This window comes from Polaribacter sp. PL03, from assembly GCF_033875165.1.
GTDB lineage: Bacteria > Bacteroidota > Bacteroidia > Flavobacteriales > Flavobacteriaceae > Polaribacter.
Genome location: NZ_JAWZSV010000004.1, coordinates 435,098 through 459,996, shown reverse-complemented (window position 1 = coordinate 459,996; position 24,899 = coordinate 435,098). Strand labels below are relative to the sequence as shown.

Genomic DNA, 24,899 nt, shown 5'->3' with positions numbered 1-24,899 from the left:
AAAATTCTTATTCCTAAATTCACTTTAGATATTTAGACACAAATCTTCAAAATAACTTATGCAATACACAGCAACCATAGAAGAAGAAAATAAAGAAATTGCAAATAGATACAAAGATTTGCTAAAAGGTACTTATGAAATTTTATCTGATGATGATAAAAAATTAATAAGGAAAGCCTTTGAAATTGCTGTAGATGCACATTCTGAACAACGCAGAAAAACTGGGGAACCTTATATTTTTCATCCAATTGCTGTTGCAAAAATTGTTGCAATGGAAATTGGTTTAGGCGCAACTTCTATTGCTGCAGCTTTACTACACGATGTTGTAGAGGACACAGAATATACTTTAGATGATATGGAGCAATTGTTTGGAGAAACAATTGCTAGAATAGTAAACGGACTTACAAAAATTTCTCGTCTTAATAAAGAGCAAGACGCTTCTATACAAGCAGAAAACTTTAGAAAAATGCTATTAACATTAAATGATGATGTTAGAGTAATTTTAATAAAAATTGCAGACAGATTGCACAATATGCAAACTATGGATGCAATGCCTGCTCACAAACAAGTAAAAATAGCTTCAGAAACCTTATATATCTATGCTCCTTTAGCACATAGATTAGGTTTATATAATATTAAAACTGAGTTAGAAGATTTAGGTTTAAAATATACCGAGCCAGAAGTTTATACAGACATTGTAACTAAAATAAAAGAGAGTAAAGAAGAACAAAAAAGATATTTAGAAACCTTTGCAGATACTTTAAAGAAAGGACTCGATAAAGAGAATTTTACTTATGAAATAAAAGGACGTTTCAAATCCATTTATTCTATACGTAGAAAAATGAGAAAGCAAAATGTTACTTTCGAAGAAGTGTATGATAAGTATGCAATTCGAATTATCTACTCTCCTACTTCAGATGATGATAAATTTGATGCTTGGAAAATTTACACAATTGTAACAGATTATTTTAAACCAAACCCTACAAGATTAAGAGATTGGATTTCACAACCAAAAACAACTGGTTACGAAGCATTACATATTACTGTAGTTGGGCCAGATGCACAGTGGGTTGAAGTTCAAATTCGATCTAGTAGAATGAATGAAATTGCAGAAAAAGGATATGCTGCTCATTTTAAATACAAACAAGGAGATGCTAATGAGAGTGGCTTAGAAACTTGGTTGAACAAATTAAAAGAGTCTTTAGAAAACCAAAGTTTAAATGCTGTAGATTTTGTAGAAGAATTTAAATTGAATTTATACTCTAAAGAAATTTATGTTTTTACACCAAAAGGTGAATTAAAATCGTTGCCAAAAGATGCATCTGCTTTAGATTTTGCATTTACAGTACATACAGATGTAGGTTTAAAATGTAGAGGTGCAAAAGTAAACGGTAAACTGGTTCCTTTAAGTCATACTTTAAAAAGTGGAGATCAAATTGAAGTAATTACAACATCTACTAATAAGCCAAATGCAAGATGGTTAGATTTTGTTATTACTGCAAGAGCAAAAACGAAGATAAGGGCAGCTTTAAAAGACGAAGAAAAGAAAATTGCAGAAGAAGGAAAAGCTATCTTAACCAGAAAATTACGCCATTTAAAAATCCCTTTTAACGAAAAGACAATTAATGAACTTGTTATATTCTTCAAAATTAAAACAAGCTTCGATTTATTTTTTAGAATTGGAAATGGTGCTATCGATAATACAAATCTAAAAGCATATGTTGCTCAAAGAAATAGTACTTTTTTAAACTTCTTTAAAACAAAGCTAAGAAGAACACCTTCTACTAATAACATTGTAGAATCTGAAGAGGTAACAAGCAAATACGATGCTTTAGTTTTTGGTAAAGAGGAAGAAAAGTTAGATTATAAATTATCTAAATGCTGTAATCCTATTCCGGGAGATAATGTTTTTGGCTTTATAACTATTAATGAAGGAATAAAAATTCATAAAAAGAACTGCCCAAATGCAATCTCTTTACAATCTAACTATGCATATAGAATTATGCAAGCAAAATGGATAGACTCTACACAGCAAGACTTTAAAGTGTTTTTACATATTAGTGGTGTAGATAATAGAGGAATTATAAACGACCTTACAAAAATTATTTCTAGCAATATGGGAGTATTTATTAACAGTATAAATATTGCAGGAAATGAAGGTATTTTCGATGGAAAAATAAGCTTAAGTGTTAAAAACAGTGGGCAATTAAACAAGTTAATCAAAAGCATTCAAAAAGTAGAAGGCGTTAAAAAAGTAGACCGTGTTAATACTTTGTAAACATCCTATTCAAAAAGCGAGGATTTATTCAGAAATAACTGTAAATTTGTATTTCGTAAAATTTTAAGATAATGAGTAATTCTCTTGAAAATCAAGAAGTAGTTAAAAAAGTATTTACAGCATATTTAGAAGAGAATAAGCACAGGAAAACACCTGAGCGTTATGCTATTCTACAAGAAATTTATGATGCTGATGAACATTTTGATATAGAGTCTCTCTATATTAAGATGAAAAACAAGAATTATAGAGTTAGTAGAGCTACACTTTACAACACTATAGAAATTTTGTTAAATTGTGGTTTGGTAAGAAAACATCAATTTGATGGGCAATCTATGGCTCGTTATGAGAAAAGTTACTTCGATAAAAACCATGATCACGTAATTTTTACCGATTCTGGTGAAGTAAAAGAGTTCTGTGATCCTAGAATTCAAATTATCAAAAAAACGATAGAAGATATTTTTGATATTGACATTAAAAATCATTCTTTATATTTTTACGGAACAAAAAAGAACAAATCTTAATTAACAATACAACACAAACAACAATTAACACAACTATAATGGCTGTAGATTTATTACTAGGATTGCAATGGGGAGATGAAGGAAAAGGTAAAATTGTAGACGTACTTACAAAAAACTATGATATCATTGCACGTTTTCAAGGTGGCCCAAATGCTGGACATACTTTAATTTTTGATGGGCACAAACATGTCTTACATACTATTCCTTCTGGAATTTTTCATAAAACTGCTTTAAACGTAGTTGGTAATGGAGTTGTAATAGACCCAGTAATCTTTAAAAAAGAATTAGAAAATTTAGACAAGCATAAAATAGATTATACTTCTAAATTATTAATTTCTAGAAAAGCACATTTAATCTTACCAACACATAGATTATTAGATGCAGCTTCAGAAACTTCTAAAGGAAAAGCTAAAATTGGTTCTACATTAAAAGGAATTGGCCCAACTTATATGGACAAAACCGGTAGAAACGGAATGAGAGTTGGAGATTTAGAATTAGAAAACTGGAAAGAAAAATATGATGCTTTAACAGCAAAACATATTAAAATGTTAGAATTCTTTGATGTTCAAGTAGAATATGATTTAAAAGAATTAGAAGCAGAATTTATTAGAGGAATCGATAAATTAAGAACGTTAGCATTTATTGATAGTGAAGAGTTTTTAAACCAAGCGATAAAAGATAAAAAAACAATTTTAGCTGAAGGAGCGCAAGGTTCTTTATTAGATATTGATTTTGGTACTTATCCTTTTGTAACTTCATCTAATACTACAGCAGCAGGTGCTTGTACAGGTTTAGGTGTTGCACCTAATAGAATAGGAGAAGTTTTTGGAATCTTTAAAGCATACACAACACGTGTTGGTTCTGGTCCTTTTCCTACCGAATTATTTGATAAAGATGGTGAAGATATGGCTAGAATTGGTCATGAATTTGGTGCAACTACAGGTAGAGCAAGACGTTGTGGTTGGTTAGATTTAGTAGCCTTAAAATACGCTGTAGATGTAAATGGTGTTACTCAATTAATGATGATGAAAGGTGATGTTTTATCTGGTTTTGATACCTTAAAAATATGTACTTCTTATAACTATAAAGGTGAAGAAATTTCTCACCTACCTTACAACATTGAACCAGAAAATGTTTCTGTAAATTATTCTGAATTTAAAGGTTGGGATGAAGATTTAACAAAAATGACTTCTGCAGATCAATTACCACAGAATTTACTAGACTATGTTGCTTTTATTGAAAAAGAAACTGGAGTTCCTGTATCTGTTGTTTCTGTTGGTCCGGATAGATTACAAACTATTACTAGATAATTAGTAATCTTATATAAATTAAAAAAGCATCTTTCATTATTTTGAAAGATGCTTTTTTTTATGCGTAATAATTAATTTATTACATTTTTTCTATTTCATCACTAATTAATATTAGTTTTTGTTGCTCTAATTTAAGAGCGTTTAAAAGTGTCTCTTTTTGATTAACAAAAGAAGCTTTCTTGTTTAAAAACAAGTCGCTATAATACTCAATTCCGGCTTCTAAATTCTTTTTAAATTTTAACAAAGAACGTAATTGTTTTTTATCAATATTCATTTTTACATCTGCTACTTTTTCTTGTAAATGTGTAATATAAAGCGATAATTCTTTAACAAATATGTTAGGTCTATCGGTTCTTGTCATCATATTTTTTCTACCATAAATATGATCTGTAATTCCACGAAGACTAATTACTTTATCATAATATGCCATATTAGGTCCCGGACAAACAGAAACCCCTACTCCTGTTTTCTTTGTACTCATTTTATTTAAAATTAAAGTAGAAGTACTTAAACCAACACAAATACAAGATTTCTCTATGATCTGATTGTGTTTTTTCTTTTTTTCATCTAAAGGTAACTCTAGAGAATCTAATTCCTTTATTTTTAAATGTTGATATTCTCTAGAAGCAGTACACAAACCAGAATCTTTAAATTCATGATTTAATGCGATAAATTTATTAGGACAAGAACTTCCCGGTCTATCCTTATCTATAAATTGTTGTTTTTCTAAATCTTTTGTATTTCCTTTTAGTGTATTAAAAGGAACACCTAATGGCGATGTATTACTTAAGTACAAATCAGCTTCCTTTGCTTGTGCTAATTTTTCCATCGTTTTATCATCAACACTTGTTGCTTCCGGAACCAATAAAAACGGACTTCCCCATCCTACAGAATCTAATTGATACTCTTTCATTAAAAAAGAATGCTCTTCATCTGTACCAACGCCACCTTGCGTAGTTATTTTTAATTTTAAATTATTGGTTGGTAAAACTTTGTTAGCTTCTTTTAAAGCATTCATTAATAATGCTTGTGTTTCACTTATTAATGTTTCTTTATGTTCTTTAAATTCCTTTAAAACCGGACCTAAAAGAAAACCATCCGTAGCAAAAGCGTGTCCGCCACAATTTAACCCAGATTCTACTCTATACTCAGAAACCCATAATCCTTTTTTGGCTAAAAATTTTCCTTGAATAAAAGCAGATCTATAATCACTCACTTTTAAAATAATCTTCTTTTTAATGTATCCTTTTTCATCAGGAAAAAAGTCAGAAAAATTACTAATATAAGAATACAATCTAGGATTCATACCTGCAGAAAGTACTAAAGATGAAGACAATTTACTTTCAGAAAAACCTCTTAACGCTGCATGAGCATCATTATATTCTATAGGTAATAATTCTTTATTGCGGTAATTTCCTTTATCAACCTTGGTCATAATATTTACATCGATACTACCCATTGTTAAGTTTTTATGAACCCAATCTTTCATCTTAGAAAAATCTACTCCTTCTTCTGTTAGCTTTGTAAACTCCTTTTTTAAAGAAGAATATTCAGGTAACATATGCATATACTCTTTTAAAGCCTTACTTTTTTTTGATGTTATATTTTTTAATTGATTAAATTTTTCTTCTGTTTGATCATGCAACAAATTTAAGTATGAAGTAATTCTCTTTGCTCTAAAATCATCTACTTTATCTGATATTTCTTGATAAGGAATTTCAAACTTTTCACTGTAAATTTTTCGCATTTTTTCTACTAAAATATCATCCACTAAAGAAATAACAGAATCAATACCAAATTGTGCCACTTTTAAAGGAGAGTCTATTGTAAAACCAATTCCCATAACAGGAATGTGAAATGAATGTGCGTTTTTCATTGTTTAACTAATTTTAATTAAGCTTGCAATTTATGTTTATTTACTACTTAAAAACATGACGATTGTCATTAAAAAATAAGAATATAGCTCTATAAAAGCACTTATTTAAATTTAAAAAAAAAGATGAGTACTACATTAGTATAGTACTCATCTTTAAAAATATTAGAGAAATATTACATTAATTTATTCCTTGTTTTTTTGTTCTAAAATAATGGCTTTCGGAAACAAAATATTGTTCTCTAAATGGATGTGTTGATGTAAATCTTGTTCAAACTCGTCTAATTTAGCATACAATGCTTTAAACGTATTACAAGCGCCTTCTGGTGGTGTATAATTATTAGAAAGTTTTTTAATTTCCTTTAGAATATCACCGGCATTTTCATGCTCCTCTTCCATCATTGCAATTGGGTTGTTTACAGTACCAAAATGAGGTTGATTTACTTTTACACCTTCTCTCTCTGCTTTTACTAATTGCTTAATAAAAGGAAATAAGACGTTTTCTTCTTTTTTAAGATGCGCTGCTAATTCATTTGCAACTTCGGTAAATAGTTTATTAATTTCTAGAACTTCTTTATAATGATGCCCATGAACTTTAGCTACTTTTGCTGCATATTGTAATATGATAGGACTACTTTCTTTAACGTAAACATGATGAACATTTTCTATATGATTTACTAAAAATTCTAGTTTCCAACCATCATAATTATAGGTATTAGAAGTTGGGTTATTAATATCTAATAGTTCTTTTTCCATTTCTTCAAAAGAAACATTGTTTTTTTTACACGCTTTTTCTATTGATATTCCTCCTCCACAACAAAAATCTATTCCGTATTTTTTAAATACATCTGCAGTCTTTATATTATAAGTAACCACTTCTGCTACTGTATTTTCTTTTGTAATGTTCATTTTAATGTATTTTAACTGTTTCTATAATCTTTGTAATTGTTTCATTATTATCAACCCCTAAACCTTCTTGTTGATGCACTAATTCTCCTTCAGGATTAAAAACACTTATAATATTCGAATGAGAAAAATCTAAAGGTGAAATTTGCTTGTATTTAACTGCTAAAACATTTGCAAACTCTCTAACACCAGTTTCGGTTCCTTGTAATAAAGTCCAATGTTGGTTGTCTATAAAATTCTCTTTAGCAAACTCTTTTAACTTTGTAGGAGTGTCATTTTCTGGATCTATACTTACCAAAACAAACTGCACCTCATTTTTTAAATCTGCAGGAATCTTCTCTTCTATATTTCTCATATCTGCTGTTAACCTTGGGCAAGCAGCTTTACAAGTGGTATAAATCATCACCATTACTAGGGTTTTCCCTTTTAGTTGTTTTAACTCAATCTCTTTACCATCTTGGGTATTCCATTTAGATGTTAAGTTAAAAATCGATTCTTCAGAAATAAAACTAGACAATATCTTTGCTGTTTTTTTTGATGTTGGTCTTAATTTCATTTCACAAACAGGACAAACACCTGCTGCTGAATATACTTTATCGCCTTCACATTTCATGGGACATTGATAGGTTACTTTACTACTTTCTTTTACTGTTTTTTTATCACAAGAAGTTAATAATGTAACAGTTACAACCAACAATAATATGTATTTAAATGTTTTCATTTTTCTATTATTTAATATCTTTCACACATCTAAAACCTAGGTTTTTCATGGTGTATTTTGCTTTTAAACTTCCTCTAATTGCATATCGCATAAATGCAGCATAATTCATTAAATCTGTAGCATTTATAGCTGCACTTCCACAAAACAGGTTATTATCTGTATCTACATCTTTTCTAGATTCTCCAGAAATTAACACCGAATTAAAATCTGAAGTCCATTCCCAAACCAAGCCATGTAAATCATACACATTCCAGTAATTTTTAAAAGTAGAACCAATAGTTTGATTAAATGATTTTGGCTTTTCATACCAAGCTAAAATAAATGCATTGTACTCTTTTAATTTTCTAGCATCAGGTATGTTTTTATTTGCCATAGCTACATATTCCCACTCATCTACTGTTGGTAATCTTTTACCTTGACATTCGCAATACTCTTTAGCTGCAAACCAAGATACTTGTGTAATTGGAGAATTTTGCTTCTGATTTTCGTTTAAAATAGTATCCGATTTCCATGCTCGTAAATAGCTTCCATCAGCAAATAATTTTATCACTTTACTTTTTTGCCATTTTGGGTATTTCTTTATAAAAGCTACATATTCTTTATTTGTAACCGGATATACATCCATTAAAAAATTATCTATTTTAACTTTTAAAGAATCTCTACCGTATAAAGGAATATATTCTCCTCCTTTAATTGGTACCATTTTAGATTGACAACTTGTATAGGTTGCATTAAGGAGGAATAAACAAATTGTCAATCTTAAAATAGTTTTCATAGTATTTAAATTGATATTATTAATGACTGCTTTTCACTTCTTTTACAGTGTTTACAGAAACATTGGTTTTGTTATTTCCCCAAGAATTATAAACATACGTAAGCACATCTGCTACTTCTACTTCTGTAAGCGTTTGTCTTGTCATTACACTATTATATTTTTTACCATTTACAGTAATTTCTCCTGTTTTACCGTTTAGAACTATTCCAACAGCTCTTTTAACATCTGCATTTAGGTAATCTGATTTAGCTAAAGGAGGAAATGCATTCGGAATTCCTTGTCCTTCTGCTTGATGACAAGCAAAACAAGTTGTCATATACACTTGTTTACCATCTGCTATTTTTTTGGCTAAAGATTTTTCTGATGTACTAATAGCAACCTCTTTCTTATTACTAACTGGCATTGTTTGAATTGTTCCACCTTCTGGATGATAAATTCCTTCTTGTTTTACACCAGAATATAATTTTTTATTTTCTTCGCCAGAAACTTTTAACATACCCAAAGCACCTTTATTAAAAGCTCTAAAAATTGCGTGATCTACTAAAATAAATGTTCCAGGAACTTCTACTTTAAATTCTACAATTGCTGCGCCACCAGAAGGAATTGACGTTGTTTGTACATTTGTATTTATTAAATCTCCACCTTCTACATGTACCTTATCGAAAATTTCGCCAATAACATGAAAAGAAGACGTTAAGTTAGGACCACCGTTACCAACAAATAAACGAACCGTTTCTCCCACATTAGCAGTAATTGCATTATCCCCAGTTAGAGAACCAACTTTACCATTAAAAACAACATAATCCGCATCTTCTTTTATAGCTTTTGTCATATCAAAAGGTTGTAACCCTTTTTCATCAGTAGCTCCTTTGGTATAAAAATCTCCTTGCATAATGTAATATTCTTTGTCTACTTTAGGCAAACCTCCTGCTGGTTCTACTAAAATTAAACCATACATTCCGTTTGCAATATGCATTCCTACAGGTGCAGTAGCGCAATGATACACGTACAAACCTGGGTTTAATGCTTTAAAAGAGAACGTTTTCTTATGACCAGGTGCTACAAAAGAAGATGTTGCTCCACCTCCAGGACCAGTTACAGCATGCATATCTATGTTATGAGGTAATTTATTATCTGGGTGGTTAGATAACGTAAACTCTACCAAATCTCCTACTCTAGTTCTTATAAAACTACCAGGAACAGAACCACCAAATGTCCAATACACATATTGTACACCATCTGTCATGGTTCCTTCTTTTTCTAGAATTTCCATGTTTACCAACAACTTTTTAGCTGTTCTATCTCCTACAGGAGCTGGCACAAATGGCGGTGAGGTTAACTCTGCATCCATGGTTCCTTTTATATAAATGTTTGAAGTATCTACAATTGCTAATTCTTTTTTCTCTTCACTTTTACAACTTGTTAGCAGTAAGCTTGTAAAAATTAATAAACACACTGTTTTTAAAAGTTTCATTTTTTTAATTTTAAGTTATTCGATCTTTTTTTTAATAAAGGACTAAAGAGTCTTTTATTAATACAAATTTATTGTAGTTTTGATAAAAGAGATATGACAATTATCATAAAAGGTGTTATTTTCTCTTTATTTTTACATATAATTAGTTATAACATTTTACTAAAAAAATAAAAACCAAATTAACTATATGTCACTTACTTAGATTCTTAATCTGCACGTAAAAAAAATGAGAAAAAGTACTATTTTAAATAAAATAATAAGATGCCATCTATAAAAAAACAAATTCTAATTAGTTTTTTCTATTTTTTAATAGCTGCGAGTTTAGGTATAATTTTACGTCTTTTTCCTGTTGTTAATGTAGACGCAACATATAAACACCTTGTACATACACATTCGCATATAGCACTGTTAGGTTGGGTGTACGTTGCTTTAACTTCTTTAATATTTTATCTTTTTATAAAGAAAGAAACTGTAAAAAAGAATACTGTGATATTTTGGAGTACTCAAATTACAATAATAGGAATGTTGGTGAGTTTTCCTATAACAGGTTACGCTTTATTTTCTATAATTTTTTCAAGCCTTTTTCTAATCTGTACTTATTGGTTTTATGCACTATTTAGAAAAAACACAACTTGCCTAAAAAATAGTTACACCTACAAGTTTATAAATACATCTCTTGTTTTTATGGTATTTTCTAGCATTGGTCCTTGGGCTTTAGGAATTATAATAACAACTTTAGGTAACAGTTCTCATTGGTATAAAAATGCCATTTATTTTTATTTACATTTTCAATACAATGGTTGGTTTATTTTCTGTCTATTAGGAATATTCTTACATTTCATAGAAACAGCTAAAATTCAAGTTAATAGAAAAGTAATTTCTACCTTTTATAAGTTGATGGTTTTTAGCTCTATATTCACTTTATTCTTATCCTTTCTTTGGATAAAACCACCTGCATATATTTATATTTTTGCTATTATAGGAAGCCTTTTACAACTTTTAGCTTTGTTTAGTTTTCACCAAATAATTAATAGTATTAAAACTCAAATATCACAAAAAATAACACCTTTACTTTTTATGATACTTAAATTTGTATACCTACTTTTTATATTTAAAATAGCATTACAATTTATGAGTTCAATTCCTTACTTTGCTATACTAATATCGCAAATTGTAGATTTTGTAATTGGTTATTTACACCTTACCTTTTTAGGATTGGTAAGTTTATCTTTGTTTGTTTTCTTAAGTTATTTCAACTTACTAAAACTCTCTAAATTCTGGATAAGAATATACCTAATAGGTTTTATTACTTCAGAAATTATAATTTTATATAAAGGTTTTTGTAATTGGCAACAACTATCTATATTCGATAATTATTACCAATTTTTAGTACTTGTTAGTGCATTAATTCCAATGGCACTTTTAGGAATATTTGTTAAGAATTGTAAGCTTATTTCTTCCAATCAGAAAGAACTTCTCTAGCAAAAACGTCACACTGACTTAAAGTTTCTTTAATATGATCTAAAGTAGTTTTAGGGTTTATTAAACACATTCTAATAACAATTTGGTTTTGTAAAACAGTAGTAACTAAAAGTGCTTCTTTTGAAGCAACAACTCTAGATGAAATTTCTTGGTTTAATGTATCAACTTCTTTTTCTGTTAAATTTAAACCTAAAGGATTGTATCTAAAGTTAATAATTGCCAAAGTTGCAGGTGAAACTATTTCCCAATTTTTACTTTCTCTAAGTAAATCTTCTGTTTTATCTGCTAAATCTATATTATATGTAATGGCTTTTTTAAAGGTTTCTAAACCATATGTTTTTATAGACATATAAAATTTTAAAGCTCTAAATCTTCTTGTTAATTGAATACCATAATCGTAAAAATTAATTTCAGATTCATTTCCTTCGATATCTCTTAAATACTCTGGCTTTTCACTAAAAGTATTACTTAACCAAGATGCATCTTTTACTAGTAAACAACCAATTTCATAAGGTTGAAAAAACCATTTATGAGGGTCTACAGTTAGAGAATCTGCGCGTTCTATTCCTTGCAAAATTTTACTTCCTTTTTTAGATAAAATAGCAGCTGCACCATAAGCTCCATCTATATGAAACCAAAGATTTTCTTTCTCACAAATATCTGCTAATGTATCTAACGGGTCTACAGTTCCTGTATTTGTTGTACCAGCAGAAGCTATAATACAAAAAGGTTTTTTACCTTCTAATTTATCCTTTGCTATTTCATTTTTAAGCTTATTTATACTAAACTTAAATTCTATATCTGTTGGTATTATTTTTACTTGTTCTTTTTTAAAGCCTAAAACTCTAATTGCTTTTATATTAGAAGAATGTGCTTGATCAGATAAATAGATAACTGCATTCGAAAAATCGTCTCCACATTTTACTTTTCTGGCTGTTGCTAAAGCTGTTAAATTAGCCATAGAACCACCACTTGTAAAGATTCCTCCACCTTTTGTAACAGGAAAGTTAAACATTTTTAACAACCAATTTAATGTAACAATTTCTAACTCTGCAGCTGCAGGAGATACAATCCAACCACCAGAAAAAATATTGAATCCGGTTGCTAAAGAATCTGCCATTGTGCTAATAAAATTACTTGGTCCAGGAACAAACGAAAATGCTTTTGGGTGACTTAAGATGTTACTATTAGGAATAACATTATCCATTACAAAGTCTAAAACTTTATCGGCTGGCATTCCTTTTTCAGGAGCTTCTTGTAAAAAAATATCGTCCATTTCTAACCTAGTTGCGCTAGAAACAGGTTTTTTACTTTCTACTTCGTCATAATGGCTAACAATTAAATCTACAATCTTATAGCCGTAAGATTTCATGTCTTCTACAGATAAATCAAAAAAAGAATTCATTATTTTTATTTTTCACAAAATTACAAGATATAATTTTCATATTAGCGATAAAAAGTATCTTAAAAAGAAAGAATAATTCTATTAAATTTCACTTTTCTTTAGTAATCATCAACATTCTTTTCAGTATTTTTGTACAAAACAGTAACTTTTGAAAAAAACATTAATATTTATATTTCTTTTATTCAGTTTTTTAGGTTTTTCTCAATCTAAAAAAATGATTTACACTGCAGAACAGCAATATGTTGATGAGGTAAAATATCCTGGAGCAACTGTTTTGTTAGGTAATGTTAAAATGACACACGAAGGCGCGGTTCTTACTTGTAAACAAGCTTTGTTTTATCAAAAAGAAAACTTTTTTAAAGCACTACAAAACGTAGTTATAAAACAAGGAGATACAATTACACAAACTAGCGATTATTTAGATTATGATGCTAATTCTAAACAAGCATTGTCTTGGGGAAATGTAATTTTAAAAGATCCTGAAATGACTTTAACTACAGATACTCTTCAGTTTGATAGGTTAAATCAGAAATTATATTATCAAAGTTTTGCTACAATAAAAGACCAAACAAATACTTTAAATAGTAAAAATGGAAATTATTATTTAGAAACGAAGAAATTTACGGCAACTACCAAAGTTACTGTTGTAAACCCAGAACATAACTTAGAATCTAATCATTTAGATTATTACACAAACTCTGGCTTAACCTATTTATATGGGCCTTCAACAATAACAAATACACAAAACGAAAACAGAATTTATTCTGAACGTGGTTTTTATGATACAAAAACCGATATTTCTTATTTTGTAAAAAATGCTAAGCTATTTTTAAAAGAAAGAACAATAGAAGGAGATAGTTTGTATTATGATAAAAGAAAAGGATTTGCATCTGCGACCAACAATATTCAAGTTATAGACACAGTAAAGAATTTTGTAACTAGAGGTAATTATGCAGAAATTTTTGAAGAAAAGGATTCCCTTTTTATAATTAAAAGAGCCGTTGCAATTTCTATTGTAGACAAAGATTCTACATTTATTCATGGAGATACGTTACTTGTTACAGGTATACCTGAAAAACGAATTGTTAGAACTTACCATAATGTAAAGATTTTTAAATCTGATTTACAAGGTAAATGCGATTCTATTTATACAGATCAGCAAAGTGGAATTACAAAAATGTTTAGAGATCCGGTTTTATGGTCTGATGGTAATCAAATTACTGGTGATACAATTCATTTAATTTCTAATGTAGAAACAGAAAAATTAGACTCTTTAAAAGTATTAAACAATGCATTTATTGTTTCTAAAGATTCTTTGTCTATAAATGAATACAACCAAATAAAAGGTAGAAATATGTTTGGTAAATTTAAAGAAAATAAGCTCCATTTACTTTTAGTAAAAGGAAATGCAGAGTCTGTTTATTATAATAGAAACGAAGAAACAGGTATTATAGAAACTATTACAAAAGAAATTTCTAGTAATATTGAATTTACCTTAGAAAACGGACAAATTATTGCCATAAAGTATTTAAAAGCCTCGGAAGGTAAAACCTATCCGCCTTCTACATTTCCAGAAGATTCTAAAAAATTACAAGGTTTTATTTGGCGAGAAAGTGAACAACCTAAAACACAAGAAGATATTTTTAAAAAAGGTAAGGAAGAAAAAAAACCTACAAAAAGCGATAAAGATTTAGTAAAACCTTTACTAATAAATGATCCTAAAAAAGGTACTAAAGAAACTACTGCTAAGAACAAATAAATGAAAGAGGACTTCTTTAAATACCAAGCACAAACTTCTCCTCACCCACTTGCAATAGAAGTTTCACATGCAAAAGGAAGCTATATTTTTAATACTTCTGGCAAAAAATATCTAGATTTTGTTGCTGGTGTTTCTGCTAATAGTTTAGGTCACAACCACCCAAAAGTTACAAAAGCAATAAAAAAACAATTAGATTCTTATGCGCATGTTATGGTTTATGGTGAGTTTATTCAAAAACCACAAGTAGACTTATGCAAGCTTTTGGCAGAAAATTCTCCTAAAAAATTAGATTCGGTTTACATAACAAATTCTGGTACAGAAGCAACAGAAGGTGCTTTAAAATTAGCTAAAAGAGTTACAAATAGAGCAGAAATTATTGCTGCTAAAAATTCTTACCATGGCAATACAATGGGTGCAATGAGTGTTTCTGGTGTAGAAAGACAAAACCAAGCGTTTAGACCGTTAATTCCTGGTACAAAATTTATAGCCTTTAATAATGAAGATGATTTAGATAAAATTACAACTAAAACTGCTGCCGTTATTTTAGAAACCATACAAGGTGGTGCTGGTTTTATAGAACCAATAAACGGATTTTTATCAAAAGTAAAAAAGAAATGTGAAGCAGTTGGTGCTCTTTTAATTTTAGATGAAATTCAAACAGGAATTGGAAGAACTGGTACTTTCTGGGGATTCGAAAACTATAACGTAACACCAGATATTATAATTACGGGTAAAGGTTTAGGCGGTGGAATGCCAATTGGTGCATTTATTTCTTCTTTAGAAAAGATGGGGTTATTAAAAGACAATCCTAAATTAGGCCATATTTCTACATTTGCAGGAAACCCTGTAATTGCAGCAGCAGCAAATGCTACTGTAACAGAAATTTTAAAAGAAGATTTATTAGCAGAGAGTTTGCGTAAAGAACAAATTATTAGAAAACATTTACAGCATTCTTCAATAAAAGAAATAAGAGGAAGAGGCTTAATGTTAACTGCAATTGTAGAAACACCAGAACTTGCTACAAGTATTATTTTAAAGTGTTTAGAAAACGGATTGATACTATTCTTTTTATTATTTGAAGGTCGAGCAATGAGAATTACACCTCCACTTACTATCTCAGACGATGAATTAAAGAAAGGTTGCAAAATTATACTTAATAGTATTCATCAGGTCTTAGAAGAGTAAAACACAAACTAACACCTGTATATCAAATACTTAAAAACACTTAATTTAAATGTTTTTAAATCTTCATTTCTCTAAACTTATAAAAAACTCCTATTTTCTTAATTTTCGTTAAATAACGTTAATTAAATCTTAAACTACATAATTGCTGAAACGTTTTTGAATTAGTACCGTCTTTATCATATAACATTAATCTAAAACACATCTATTATGAAGAATTTAAAAACAATTATCGCAGTAATCGCAATTAGTTTATCAACTGTATTTTCTGTTTCGGCAACAGACACTAAACCTAAAAAAGCAAAAACCTTAAGAACAGAAATTTCTGCTCTTATAGGTGAAAATATTCCATTAAAATTTAACAAAACAACTATTGCAGAAGTTTCATTTATTGTAAATAATAGAAATGAAATTGTAGTATTATCTGTAAAATCTGAAGTTTCTGAATTAAATTCTTTCATAAAAAGAAAATTAAACTATAAAATAATTACAATAAAAGGAGTTAAAAAAGGTGAAGTTTATAAAATGCCACTAAAAATTAATATAAAATAATACAACTGGTTGGTTAGTTGGTGCCCTTTTAAAGTTAAACTTTATTTGGGCATTTTTTATGTCTTTAAAACTGAAAAGGGTAATTCATATAAAATGAATTACCCTTCGATTTAATCAACCATTAACAAAATTAAATAGTAGATTTATCTTATTTCAGTTATCTAGTTACTGTACCAGATAAAGTTGCTAATGGACCTGCACCCATATTAATTACAGTGTGATTCATTGCGTCTGCAGGAACCATATGTGCTAATGGTTTTAAAGTAAACGGTGCAGCACTATTATCTGGACTTGGCTCTACAGAAATTACTATTGTAGCTCCTTTTAAATCTGTAGGAAAATCAACTCCTGCAGCAGAACCCATTAAATAATCTTCACCAGGGTAACCAGGACCATTTCCTGTTGTTCCTTTAAAAGGCGAAGTTGCAGCATTATCATCTGCTCCTTCAGCAGAAGTAAATGTACCAGTACTTACTGGTGTTCCTCCTAAAACTACCCAACCTTCATATTTCCATCCTGCAGTTAATGTAGGTAAACCTAAACCGGCAACTGCTGGTGAATTAGTGTTATCTAAAAACCAAACTCCGCTAGCTTCATTTGTAGTATCTGCATCTGTTGGTGTTGCTAAAATATATTTTCCCCAAGAAGCATCTAAAGTTTTAATAGCTCCACTTGCATCTACAACAATATTATCTGAATTTACACTTGCTGAATTTCCTGAAAAATCTCCTGCTAAAATTTTAGTTGCTGCAGGTAATGGATCTGAATCTACTGCTGGTTCAATAGATAATACAAACTTGGTTGCTGTTTGTAAATTACTAATATCTACTGTATATGTTTGCGGAAAAGTAACACTTGTAAAAGTACCTGTACTAACTGGGCTACCATTTACAATTAACCAACCTTCATAAACAAAGTCTGAACCTAATTCTTCTAAACCTGTTAAATCTACAGTTAAATTACCTGTTGTTACTTCGTTTTCTGTATCGCTACATGCTACAAAAAATGCAGTCAAGGCGAAAACCATTGCTAAATTTAAAACTTTTTTCATCTTATTAAATATTTATTGTTAATGTTGATGACAAAGCTATGTTCTTTATAAATCTTTAAATGTTCGCTAGCGAACACTTATGCAATATTTTCTAAAATTCTTAATTCTTTTCTATTAAAGTTAATTATATTTTCCTCCTTTAATTCATTCATTAGTACATTTAGGTTAGATCTAGAAGTACCAATTAAAGAAGCAATATCTTTTTGTGTATAAGGGTGTACAATTACCTTATCTCCTGTTTTTTCACAATCGTAACCATATTCTTCACATAGTTCTTTTGTAAATTCTAAAAAACGAGTTCTTGTATCTTTAAATAAAATTAATTGTAATCTTCTTTCTAATTTCTTAAATCTTATTCCTAAAAACTTATAAATTTTAAGGCTAAAGGTTTTATTATCTCGCATTAAATCGTGCATTGTATCTACACCTATTGGGCAAATAGATGTTTTAGCATCTATAGATTGGGCAAATTCATTTCTTTTTTCTTCTCCTAAAATTGCTTTTTCTCCAAATAATTCTCCTTTTGCTAAAATTGCATTTACAACCTCTTCCCCTTCCTCTGTATAATAGCCAATTTTAACTTTTCCTTTTTCAATTAAGAAAACTTTATTAGCTGCATCTTCAGTAAAATAAATGTAATCACTTTTTTTATACAAATCGAAAGTGTGACACTCTTTATAATCTTTGAATTTATGAGGACAAAGAAGATTGAATAAGTTAACATGATCAAAGAACCAAAGATTTTTCATAAGATTGCACTTTATATTAGCTTTTATAAAGTCTAAAAACATAGCAATAGCTTACAAAAAAACCAATATTAAAGCTATATTTTTAATAATAAATTAGGATCTGGACAATTATTCTTATAAAATGCTATATTTTCTTTGGATGAAACTCCTGGATAATCTCCAAAATTTTGTTCTATATTTCTAATAATTTGAAAGTGTAAATGAGGAGCATAATCTCCGTTTACTGAATTATCACCTAAAAGACCGATAATATTACCTTGCAAAATCGAATCTCCAATTTTAATATTTTCAATTGACTTTAAAGATAAATGGCCATATAAACTGTAAAATGTTTCCTCATTAATTATATGCTTTAAGATTATTGTTGGTCCATAATCTCCATAATTTTCATTAAAATTAAAACTATGTATTTCTCCATCTAAGACAGCTAATACTTTTGTGTTTTTATCACACCATAAATCTATACCTAAGTGAATATTTCTTTTTTCATTTTCTGATAAATTTTTAAAATAAGTACTTCTATCATAGAGATTTCTTTTTTCTAAATAACCTCCAAAAGCAACCTCTTTATTGTTCTTTTTTAAATATAAATGAATGTATTTCTCCCATTCATTAGAGGAAGAAACATCAAAGTTTTGTAAATCTGTGTTCTTTTCAGAAATATCTATTGGTAAATATTTATCTAATGGAATTGTTGTATCAATAACAGCTAATGGCGCTATTGAAATTTCTTTTAAAAATTGATTAAATTCTTGTGTATTCATACTTCTTACAATAACAAAAAAACTCTCGAATTTCATCGAGAGTTGTATATTTAAACACTAAAATATTAAGCGTTTTCTTTTTTAATTAAATTTAATGCAGAACCTTCATTATACCATTCAATCTGCCCTTGGTTATAGGTATGATTTGTAATAACGATATCTTTAGATCCATCTGCATGAACAACTTCTATAGTTAAAGGTTTATCTGGTGCAAATTCATTTAAATCTAAGAAATTAAACGTATCATCTTCCTGAATTAAATCGTAATCTGCTTCATTATTAAATGTTAAACCTAACATACCTTGTTTCTTTAAGTTTGTTTCATGAATTCTAGCAAAGGATTTTACTAAAACAGCAGCAACACCCAAATGTCTTGGTTCCATAGCGGCATGTTCTCTAGAAGAACCTTCACCGTAATTGTGATCTCCAACAACAATAGATTTAATTCCTGCAGCTTTATAAGCTCTTGCAGTATCTGGTACACCACCAAACTCTCCTGTTAATTGATTCTTAACAAAGTTTGTTTTTTTACCATACGCATTTACAGCTCCAATTAAACAGTTGTTAGAAATATTATCTAAATGCCCTCTGTAACGCAACCATGGTCCTGCCATAGAAATATGATCTGTTGTACATTTACCAAAAGCTTTTATTAATAATTTTACACCCGTTAAATCATTTCCTAACGGTGTAAAAGGTTCTAATAATTGTAATCTTTCTGAATCTTCTTTTACGGCAATTTCTACATGACTTCCATCTTCTTCTGGTGCTAAAAAACCATCGTCTTTTACTTCAAAACCTTTTGGAGGTAATTCCCAACCAGTTGGTTCATCTAACATTACTTCTTCACCGTTTTCGTTGATTAATTTATCTGTAATTGGATTAAAATCTAAACGACCTGCAATTGCAATTGCAGCAACTAATTCTGGTGATGCTACGAAAGCATGTGTATTTGGGTTACCATCTGCACGCTTTGCAAAGTTTCTGTTAAAAGAATGAATTATAGAATTCTTAGGTGCATTTTTAGGATCTTCATAACGCGCCCATTGACCAATACACGGTCCACAAGCATTTGTGAATATCTTAGCATCTAATTTTTCAAAGATCCCAATAATACCATCTCTATCTGCAGTATATCTTACTTTTTCAGAACCAGGATTAATTCCTAATTCAGATTTCATTTTTAATCCTTTATCAATTGCTTGTTGCGCAATTGAAGAAGCTCTTGATAAATCTTCATAAGAAGAGTTTGTACAAGAACCTATTAATCCCCATTCAACTTTTAAAGGCCAATCGTTAGCATTAGCTGCTTTTGTCATGTCTGCACCCACTTCTGTAGATAAATCTGGTGTAAAAGGTCCGTTTAATAAAGGTCCTAATTTAGATAAATCAATTTCTATAACTTGGTCAAAATATTGTTCCGGGTTTGCGTATACTTCAGCATCACCTGTTAAATACTCTTTTACTTCATTAGCTGCATCTGCAACATCACTTCTGTCTGTGGCACGTAAATAACGTTCCATAGATGCATCATAACCAAAAGTAGAAGTTGTTGCTCCTATTTCTGCTCCCATATTACAAATAGTACCTTTACCAGTACAAGACATAGAGGTTGCTCCTTCCCCAAAGTATTCTACAATTGCACCTGTACCACCTTTTGCAGAAACGATACCTGCTACTTTTAAAATAACATCTTTTGGTGCTGTCCAACCAGATAATTTACCGGTTAACTTAACACCTATTAATTTAGGAAACTTTAATTCCCAAGCCATACCTGCCATAACATCTACAGCATCTGCACCACCAACACCAATAGCAACCATACCTAAACCACCAGCATTTACTGTGTGAGAATCTGTACCAATCATCATTCCTCCTGGAAATGCATAATTTTCTAAAACTACTTGGTGAATAATTCCTGCTCCTGGTTTCCAAAAACCTAATCCGTATTTATTAGATACAGACTCTAAGAAATTAAAAACTTCATTACTTGTGTTTAGGGCAGATTGTAAATCTGAACTTGCTCCGTTTTTGGCTTGAATTAAATGATCGCAATGCGTAGTTGTAGGAACTGCTACTTTAGTTTTACCAGCTTGCATAAATTGCAATAATGCCATTTGTGCAGTTGCATCTTGTAATGCAATTCTATCTGGTGCAAAATCTACATAGTCTTTACCTCTTACAAATGCTTTGTTAGACGTTTGGTCCCATAAATGAGAATACAGTATTTTTTCTGCTAAAGTTAAAGGTTTTCCTGTAAGTTCGCGAGCTGCATCTACACGTTCTACAACGTTAGAATACACTTTTTTAATCATATTAATATCAAATGCCATAAGATTTATATATAATTTAGTTATTATTTATTAGTACACTAAGGTACAAAAATATCTACTAGTTTTATAATTGAATGCTACTTTGAAAAGATTTAATACTGATAGTGAAATAGATAATTTTGATAGAAAATAGTTGCTAGTAATTAGCAATTATTTAAAAATGCGAAGAGCTTGGGTTAGGGATTGAAGTGAAAATCCTTTTTGAGAAGTATGAACAAAAAGATTGTAACGAAAAGCCCGACCACGTCTTTTTTGACGTGGGAACCTCCAAAAAAAATTAAATAGATTATTATCAAAGGCGAATATTAAACCATAAAAACCTATGAAGTCTATTAATATTAATCTATTAGAGCAAAAAAAAGCCTGAGTTAAAAACTCAGGCTTTTTGTATATAATTTATAAGCTTTAATTATCTTACTAATTGTTTTGTAGATGGCTTAAACTTAGTTAAAACAATACCGTCTACAGCTGCTTCGTATTCTGCCATAGTTGGTGTTCTACCTAAAATTGTAGACAATACAACTACTGGTGTAGAAGATAATAAAGATTCTCCTTTTTTCTCTCCAGAATCTTTTACAACTCTTCCTTGAAATAATCGTGTAGATGTTGCCATTACTGTATCTCCTGGTGCTGCTTTTTCTTGGTTACCCATACATAAGTTACAACCTGGACGCTCTAAGTACAACATGTTTTCGTATCCTGTACGTGCTACTCCTTTAGGTGCGCTATCATCAAATTCGAAACCAGAATATTTTACTAAAACATCCCAATCTCCTTCTGCTTTTAACTCATCTACAATATTGTAAGTTGGAGGAGCAACTACTAAAGGTGCTTTAAACTCTACTTTACCATATTGAGCTTCAACATTCTTTAACATTTGAGCTAATATTTTCATATCTCCTTTGTGAACCATACAAGATCCTACGAATCCTAAATCTACTTTTTTAGTTCCGCCATAGTAAGATAATGGTCTAATGTTATCATGTGTATAACGTTTAGAAACATCGTCATTATTTACATCTGGATCTGCAATCATTGGTTCTGCGATTTCATCTAAATCGATAACAACTTCTGCATGATATTTAGCGTTTGCATCTGGTCTTAAAGATGGTTTAATACCTGTTTTAAGCTCTACAATTCTATTTTCTGCTTTGTCTACTAAACCTTTAAGAACTTTACCTGCATTGTCCATTCCTTTATCAATCATGATTTGGATACGACCTTTGGCAATCTCTAAAGATTCAACTAATGTATCATCTTCAGAAATACAGATTGAAGCTTTTGCTTTCATTTCTGCAGTCCAATCTGTAAATGTAAATGCTTCATCTGCAGTAAGTGTTCCAATGTGTACTTCGATAACACGACCTTGAAATACGTTTTCACCACCAAATTGCTTTAACATTTGAGATTGCGTAGCGTGTACTACATCACGGAAATCCATATAAGATTTCATTTGCCCTTTAAAAGTTACTTTAACTGATTCTGGAATTGGCATAGAAGCCTCACCTGTAGCTAATGCTAAGGCAACGGTTCCTGAATCTGCACCAAAAGCAACACCTTTAGACATACGTGTGTGAGAATCTCCACCAATAATGATGTCCCAATCTCCTACTGTAAGATCATTTAATACTTTATGAATAACATCTGTCATTGGAAAATATTTCCCTTTAGGATCACGACCCGTAATTAAACCAAAGTCGTTCATAAAACTCATTAATCTTGGGATGTTTGCTTTCGATTTATCATCCCAAACTGAAGCTGTATGACAACCAGATTGGTATGCTCCATCGACAATTGGAGAAATAACTGTAGCGGCCATCATCTCTAATTCTTGAGAAGTCATTAAACCTGTAGTATCTTGAGAACCTACAATATTTACTTCTGCACGAACGTAAGAACCTGCATGTAAAATTGCTCCTGAAGTTCCTACTGCATTTTTATTAAATATTTTTTCTACAGCTGTTAACCCTTGTCCTTCAATAGTTATTTCTTTTGAAGTAGCATATACTTGAGGAGCTTCAATTCCTAAAGTTTTAGCAGCAAACGTTTGTAGTTTTTTACCAAACACAACAGCATAAGAACCTCCTGCTTTCATAAACTCCATCTTTTGTGGCGTAAATGCTGCAGAAACATCTTTTAACTCTGTTTTTTCGTTGTATAGTTTTTTCTCTTTTGTATTAATAGTAAGTACTGTTCCTGTTGCAACAGAATATGTTTCTTTTAATATTGGATCTCCAGATTCATCTCTAATTGTATTTCCTTCAGCATCTTTTTGTTGAACCCAGTTTTTAAGGTCTAAACCAATACCTCCTGTTACACCAACTGTTGTTAAAAAAATTGGAGCAATACCATTAGTACCTGCAATTACTGGTGCAAAATTAATAAATGGTACATATTTACTAAAAGGAACACCTGTCCATAATGCCACGTTGTTTACACCAGACATTCTAGAAGAACCAACTCCCATTGTTCCTTTTTCAGCAATTAGCATTACACGTTTATCTGGATGAGCCTTTTTTAAAGCTAGCAATTCATTTTGCATCACTTTATTATGCTCAAACATACATTGACCATGTAATTCACGATCTGATCTTGAGTGTGCATCACCACCTGGAGATAATAAATCCGTAGAAATATCACCAACACCTGCAACATAAGTTACAACTTCAACTTCTTCATCAATTTCTGGTAATTTTGTAAAGAATTCTGCATTTGCATAACTTTTAATAATATCTATAGCGATTTTATTCCCCTTATTAAAAGCCTCTTCTAAACGAGCCGTATCTGCTTCATAAAGAAAAACTTGAGTTTTTAAAACTTTAGCAGCTTCTTGTGCTAAAGCATTATCGTTACCTAAAGCGATATCTAATAAAGCCTTTACAGAAGGACCTCCTTTCATGTGAGATAATTGCTCAAATGCAGAAGAAATTGTAATTTCTTTTACTTTTGATTCACCTAAAATGATCTCTTTTAAAAATTTAGCTTTCACTCCAGCAGCACTTGTTGTTCCTGGTAAAACATTGTAGATAAAAAAGTTTAGAGAATCTTCTCTATACTCATTATCTAAATCTTTAATTTGTGCAATGATTTCGCTTAATAATTCAGCGCCATCAATTGGCTGTGGATGAAGTCCCTGATCTTTTCGTTCTTCTATCTGCTTAAGGTAGTCTTTATACATACTCATGAAAGAAATCTTTAGTTAATATATCTCTTTTAACCGTAAAAAAGTTAAAAGCAATACTCTGTAAGTTTTTGTTATTTTAGTATGACAAACTTACATTTTTTATCTTAAAATTAAAAGATAAATAATAGATTGCGCAAATTTCTGAATAAAAAAAAGTTATTTCGACAAACACTGAATTTAAATCAGTAAAAAGAGGCTTTTACTAAATAATTTTGAAGATTTCATAAAAATATTAAAAAAGCAGGCTAATAAGCCGAATCCTGTACCTTTAAAAAGGTTCTTATCATTTATCTAGTTCTAAAATTGCTCTTAGAATCAATCTGCCTACCCTTTAGAATCGAGCGAGTAGCTCTCAAGCTCTAATTTACATGGCATTGCACCTCATAGAGTTTACCTGGTTTCACTACAGCCGAACTGTACTTGCTTTCTGTTGCACTTGTCCTCAGCTCTCGCTGGACGGATGTTATCCGCTATGATACTCTATGGTGTCCGGACTTTCCTACTCAAATAAATGAGACGATAAGATAAGCCTGCTTATTTTTTAATATTTTGTAAAGCTACAATTTCTTTTTATAAAAAA

18 protein-coding genes and 1 other RNA gene are annotated in these 24,899 nt (G+C 30.1%); 7 read left to right on the top strand and 12 right to left on the bottom strand.

The genetic code is table 11. The features are described from left to right. Positions 1-58: 58 nt before the first annotated feature. The 3 genes from SHK09_RS10765 (at position 59) to SHK09_RS10755 (ending at position 4,109) form a co-directional block, all read left to right on the top strand. A complete protein-coding gene (locus tag SHK09_RS10765) occupies positions 59-2,278 on the top strand; it encodes a RelA/SpoT family protein (RefSeq protein ID WP_319810781.1) in 2,220 nt (739 codons plus the stop codon). Positions 2,279-2,349: 71 nt separating this feature from the next. After that, positions 2,350-2,799: a transcriptional repressor gene (locus SHK09_RS10760; RefSeq protein ID WP_319810780.1), complete on the top strand. Its 450-nt coding sequence runs from the start codon at positions 2,350-2,352 to the stop codon at positions 2,797-2,799. Between the two features lie 38 nt (positions 2,800-2,837). Further along, on the top strand, positions 2,838-4,109 hold the full coding sequence (locus SHK09_RS10755) for an adenylosuccinate synthase (RefSeq protein WP_319810779.1): 1,272 nt from the start codon (positions 2,838-2,840) through the stop codon (positions 4,107-4,109). Between the two features lie 79 nt (positions 4,110-4,188). Here SHK09_RS10755 and SHK09_RS10750 read toward each other — a convergent pair whose 3' ends face one another. The 5 genes from SHK09_RS10750 to nirK all read right to left on the bottom strand — a co-directional run bounded on the left by SHK09_RS10750 (position 4,189) and on the right by nirK (position 9,858). Beyond that, on the bottom strand, positions 4,189-5,985 hold the full coding sequence (locus SHK09_RS10750) for a hypothetical protein (protein ID WP_319810778.1): 1,797 nt from the start codon (positions 5,983-5,985) through the stop codon (positions 4,189-4,191). Between the two features lie 183 nt (positions 5,986-6,168). Further along, a complete protein-coding gene (gene ric / locus SHK09_RS10745) occupies positions 6,169-6,891 on the bottom strand; it encodes an iron-sulfur cluster repair di-iron protein (RefSeq protein WP_319810777.1) in 723 nt (240 codons plus the stop codon). Between the two features lies 1 nt (position 6,892). Next, on the bottom strand, positions 6,893-7,609 hold the full coding sequence (locus tag SHK09_RS10740; RefSeq protein WP_319810776.1) for an SCO family protein: 717 nt from the start codon (positions 7,607-7,609) through the stop codon (positions 6,893-6,895). Between the two features lie 7 nt (positions 7,610-7,616). Next, on the bottom strand, positions 7,617-8,384 hold the full coding sequence (locus SHK09_RS10735) for a formylglycine-generating enzyme family protein (RefSeq protein WP_319810775.1): 768 nt from the start codon (positions 8,382-8,384) through the stop codon (positions 7,617-7,619). Positions 8,385-8,403: 19 nt separating this feature from the next. Next, on the bottom strand, positions 8,404-9,858 hold the full coding sequence (nirK, locus tag SHK09_RS10730) for a copper-containing nitrite reductase (protein WP_319810774.1): 1,455 nt from the start codon (positions 9,856-9,858) through the stop codon (positions 8,404-8,406). Between the two features lie 261 nt (positions 9,859-10,119). Here nirK and SHK09_RS10725 point away from each other — a divergent pair, with 261 nt between their 5' ends. Then, positions 10,120-11,340 (top strand): hypothetical protein, encoded by a 1,221-nt coding sequence (locus SHK09_RS10725; protein ID WP_319810773.1) that lies wholly within the window; start codon positions 10,120-10,122, stop codon positions 11,338-11,340. Here the strand turns inward: SHK09_RS10725 and SHK09_RS10720 are convergent. Then, positions 11,309-12,745, bottom strand: a complete 1,437-nt coding sequence (locus SHK09_RS10720; RefSeq protein WP_319810772.1) for an aspartate aminotransferase family protein — start codon at positions 12,743-12,745, stop codon at positions 11,309-11,311. The genes SHK09_RS10725 and SHK09_RS10720 overlap by 32 nt on opposite strands. 148 nt (positions 12,746-12,893) lie before the next feature. On the opposite strand from SHK09_RS10720, the gene SHK09_RS10715 reads away from it, so the two are divergent. From SHK09_RS10715 to SHK09_RS10705, 3 genes are all read left to right on the top strand, one after another. Beyond that, positions 12,894-14,504 carry an OstA-like protein gene (locus SHK09_RS10715; protein ID WP_319810771.1) on the top strand — a complete coding sequence of 537 codons (1,611 nt, stop codon included), beginning with the start codon at positions 12,894-12,896 and terminating at the stop codon, positions 14,502-14,504. After that, positions 14,505-15,689, top strand: a complete 1,185-nt coding sequence (locus tag SHK09_RS10710; RefSeq protein WP_319810770.1) for an aspartate aminotransferase family protein — start codon at positions 14,505-14,507, stop codon at positions 15,687-15,689. Positions 15,690-15,896: 207 nt separating this feature from the next. Continuing rightward, positions 15,897-16,238: a hypothetical protein gene (locus SHK09_RS10705; protein WP_319810769.1), complete on the top strand. Its 342-nt coding sequence runs from the start codon at positions 15,897-15,899 to the stop codon at positions 16,236-16,238. A 157-nt stretch (positions 16,239-16,395) separates the two neighbouring features. Here SHK09_RS10705 and SHK09_RS10700 read toward each other — a convergent pair whose 3' ends face one another. The 6 genes from SHK09_RS10700 to rnpB form a co-directional block, all read right to left on the bottom strand. Further along, complete coding sequence (locus tag SHK09_RS10700; RefSeq protein WP_319810768.1) at positions 16,396-17,289, bottom strand: anti-sigma factor; 894 nt, start codon at positions 17,287-17,289, stop codon at positions 16,396-16,398. A gap of 77 nt (positions 17,290-17,366) precedes the next feature. Next, positions 17,367-18,038: a Crp/Fnr family transcriptional regulator gene (locus tag SHK09_RS10695; protein ID WP_319810767.1), complete on the bottom strand. Its 672-nt coding sequence runs from the start codon at positions 18,036-18,038 to the stop codon at positions 17,367-17,369. 74 nt (positions 18,039-18,112) lie between these two features. Continuing rightward, positions 18,113-18,802, bottom strand: coding sequence for a peptidoglycan DD-metalloendopeptidase family protein (locus SHK09_RS10690; protein ID WP_319810766.1), 690 nt, complete (start codon positions 18,800-18,802; stop codon positions 18,113-18,115). A 65-nt stretch (positions 18,803-18,867) separates the two neighbouring features. Continuing rightward, entirely contained in the window at positions 18,868-21,135 is a 2,268-nt protein-coding gene (locus SHK09_RS10685; RefSeq protein WP_319810765.1) for an aconitate hydratase, read from the bottom strand. Between the two features lie 409 nt (positions 21,136-21,544). Continuing rightward, positions 21,545-24,319 (bottom strand): bifunctional aconitate hydratase 2/2-methylisocitrate dehydratase, encoded by a 2,775-nt coding sequence (locus SHK09_RS10680; RefSeq protein WP_319810764.1) that lies wholly within the window; start codon positions 24,317-24,319, stop codon positions 21,545-21,547. A 233-nt stretch (positions 24,320-24,552) separates the two neighbouring features. Next, positions 24,553-24,856: RNase P RNA component class A (rnpB, locus tag SHK09_RS10675), an RNA gene on the bottom strand. Positions 24,857-24,899 lie beyond the last annotated feature (43 nt).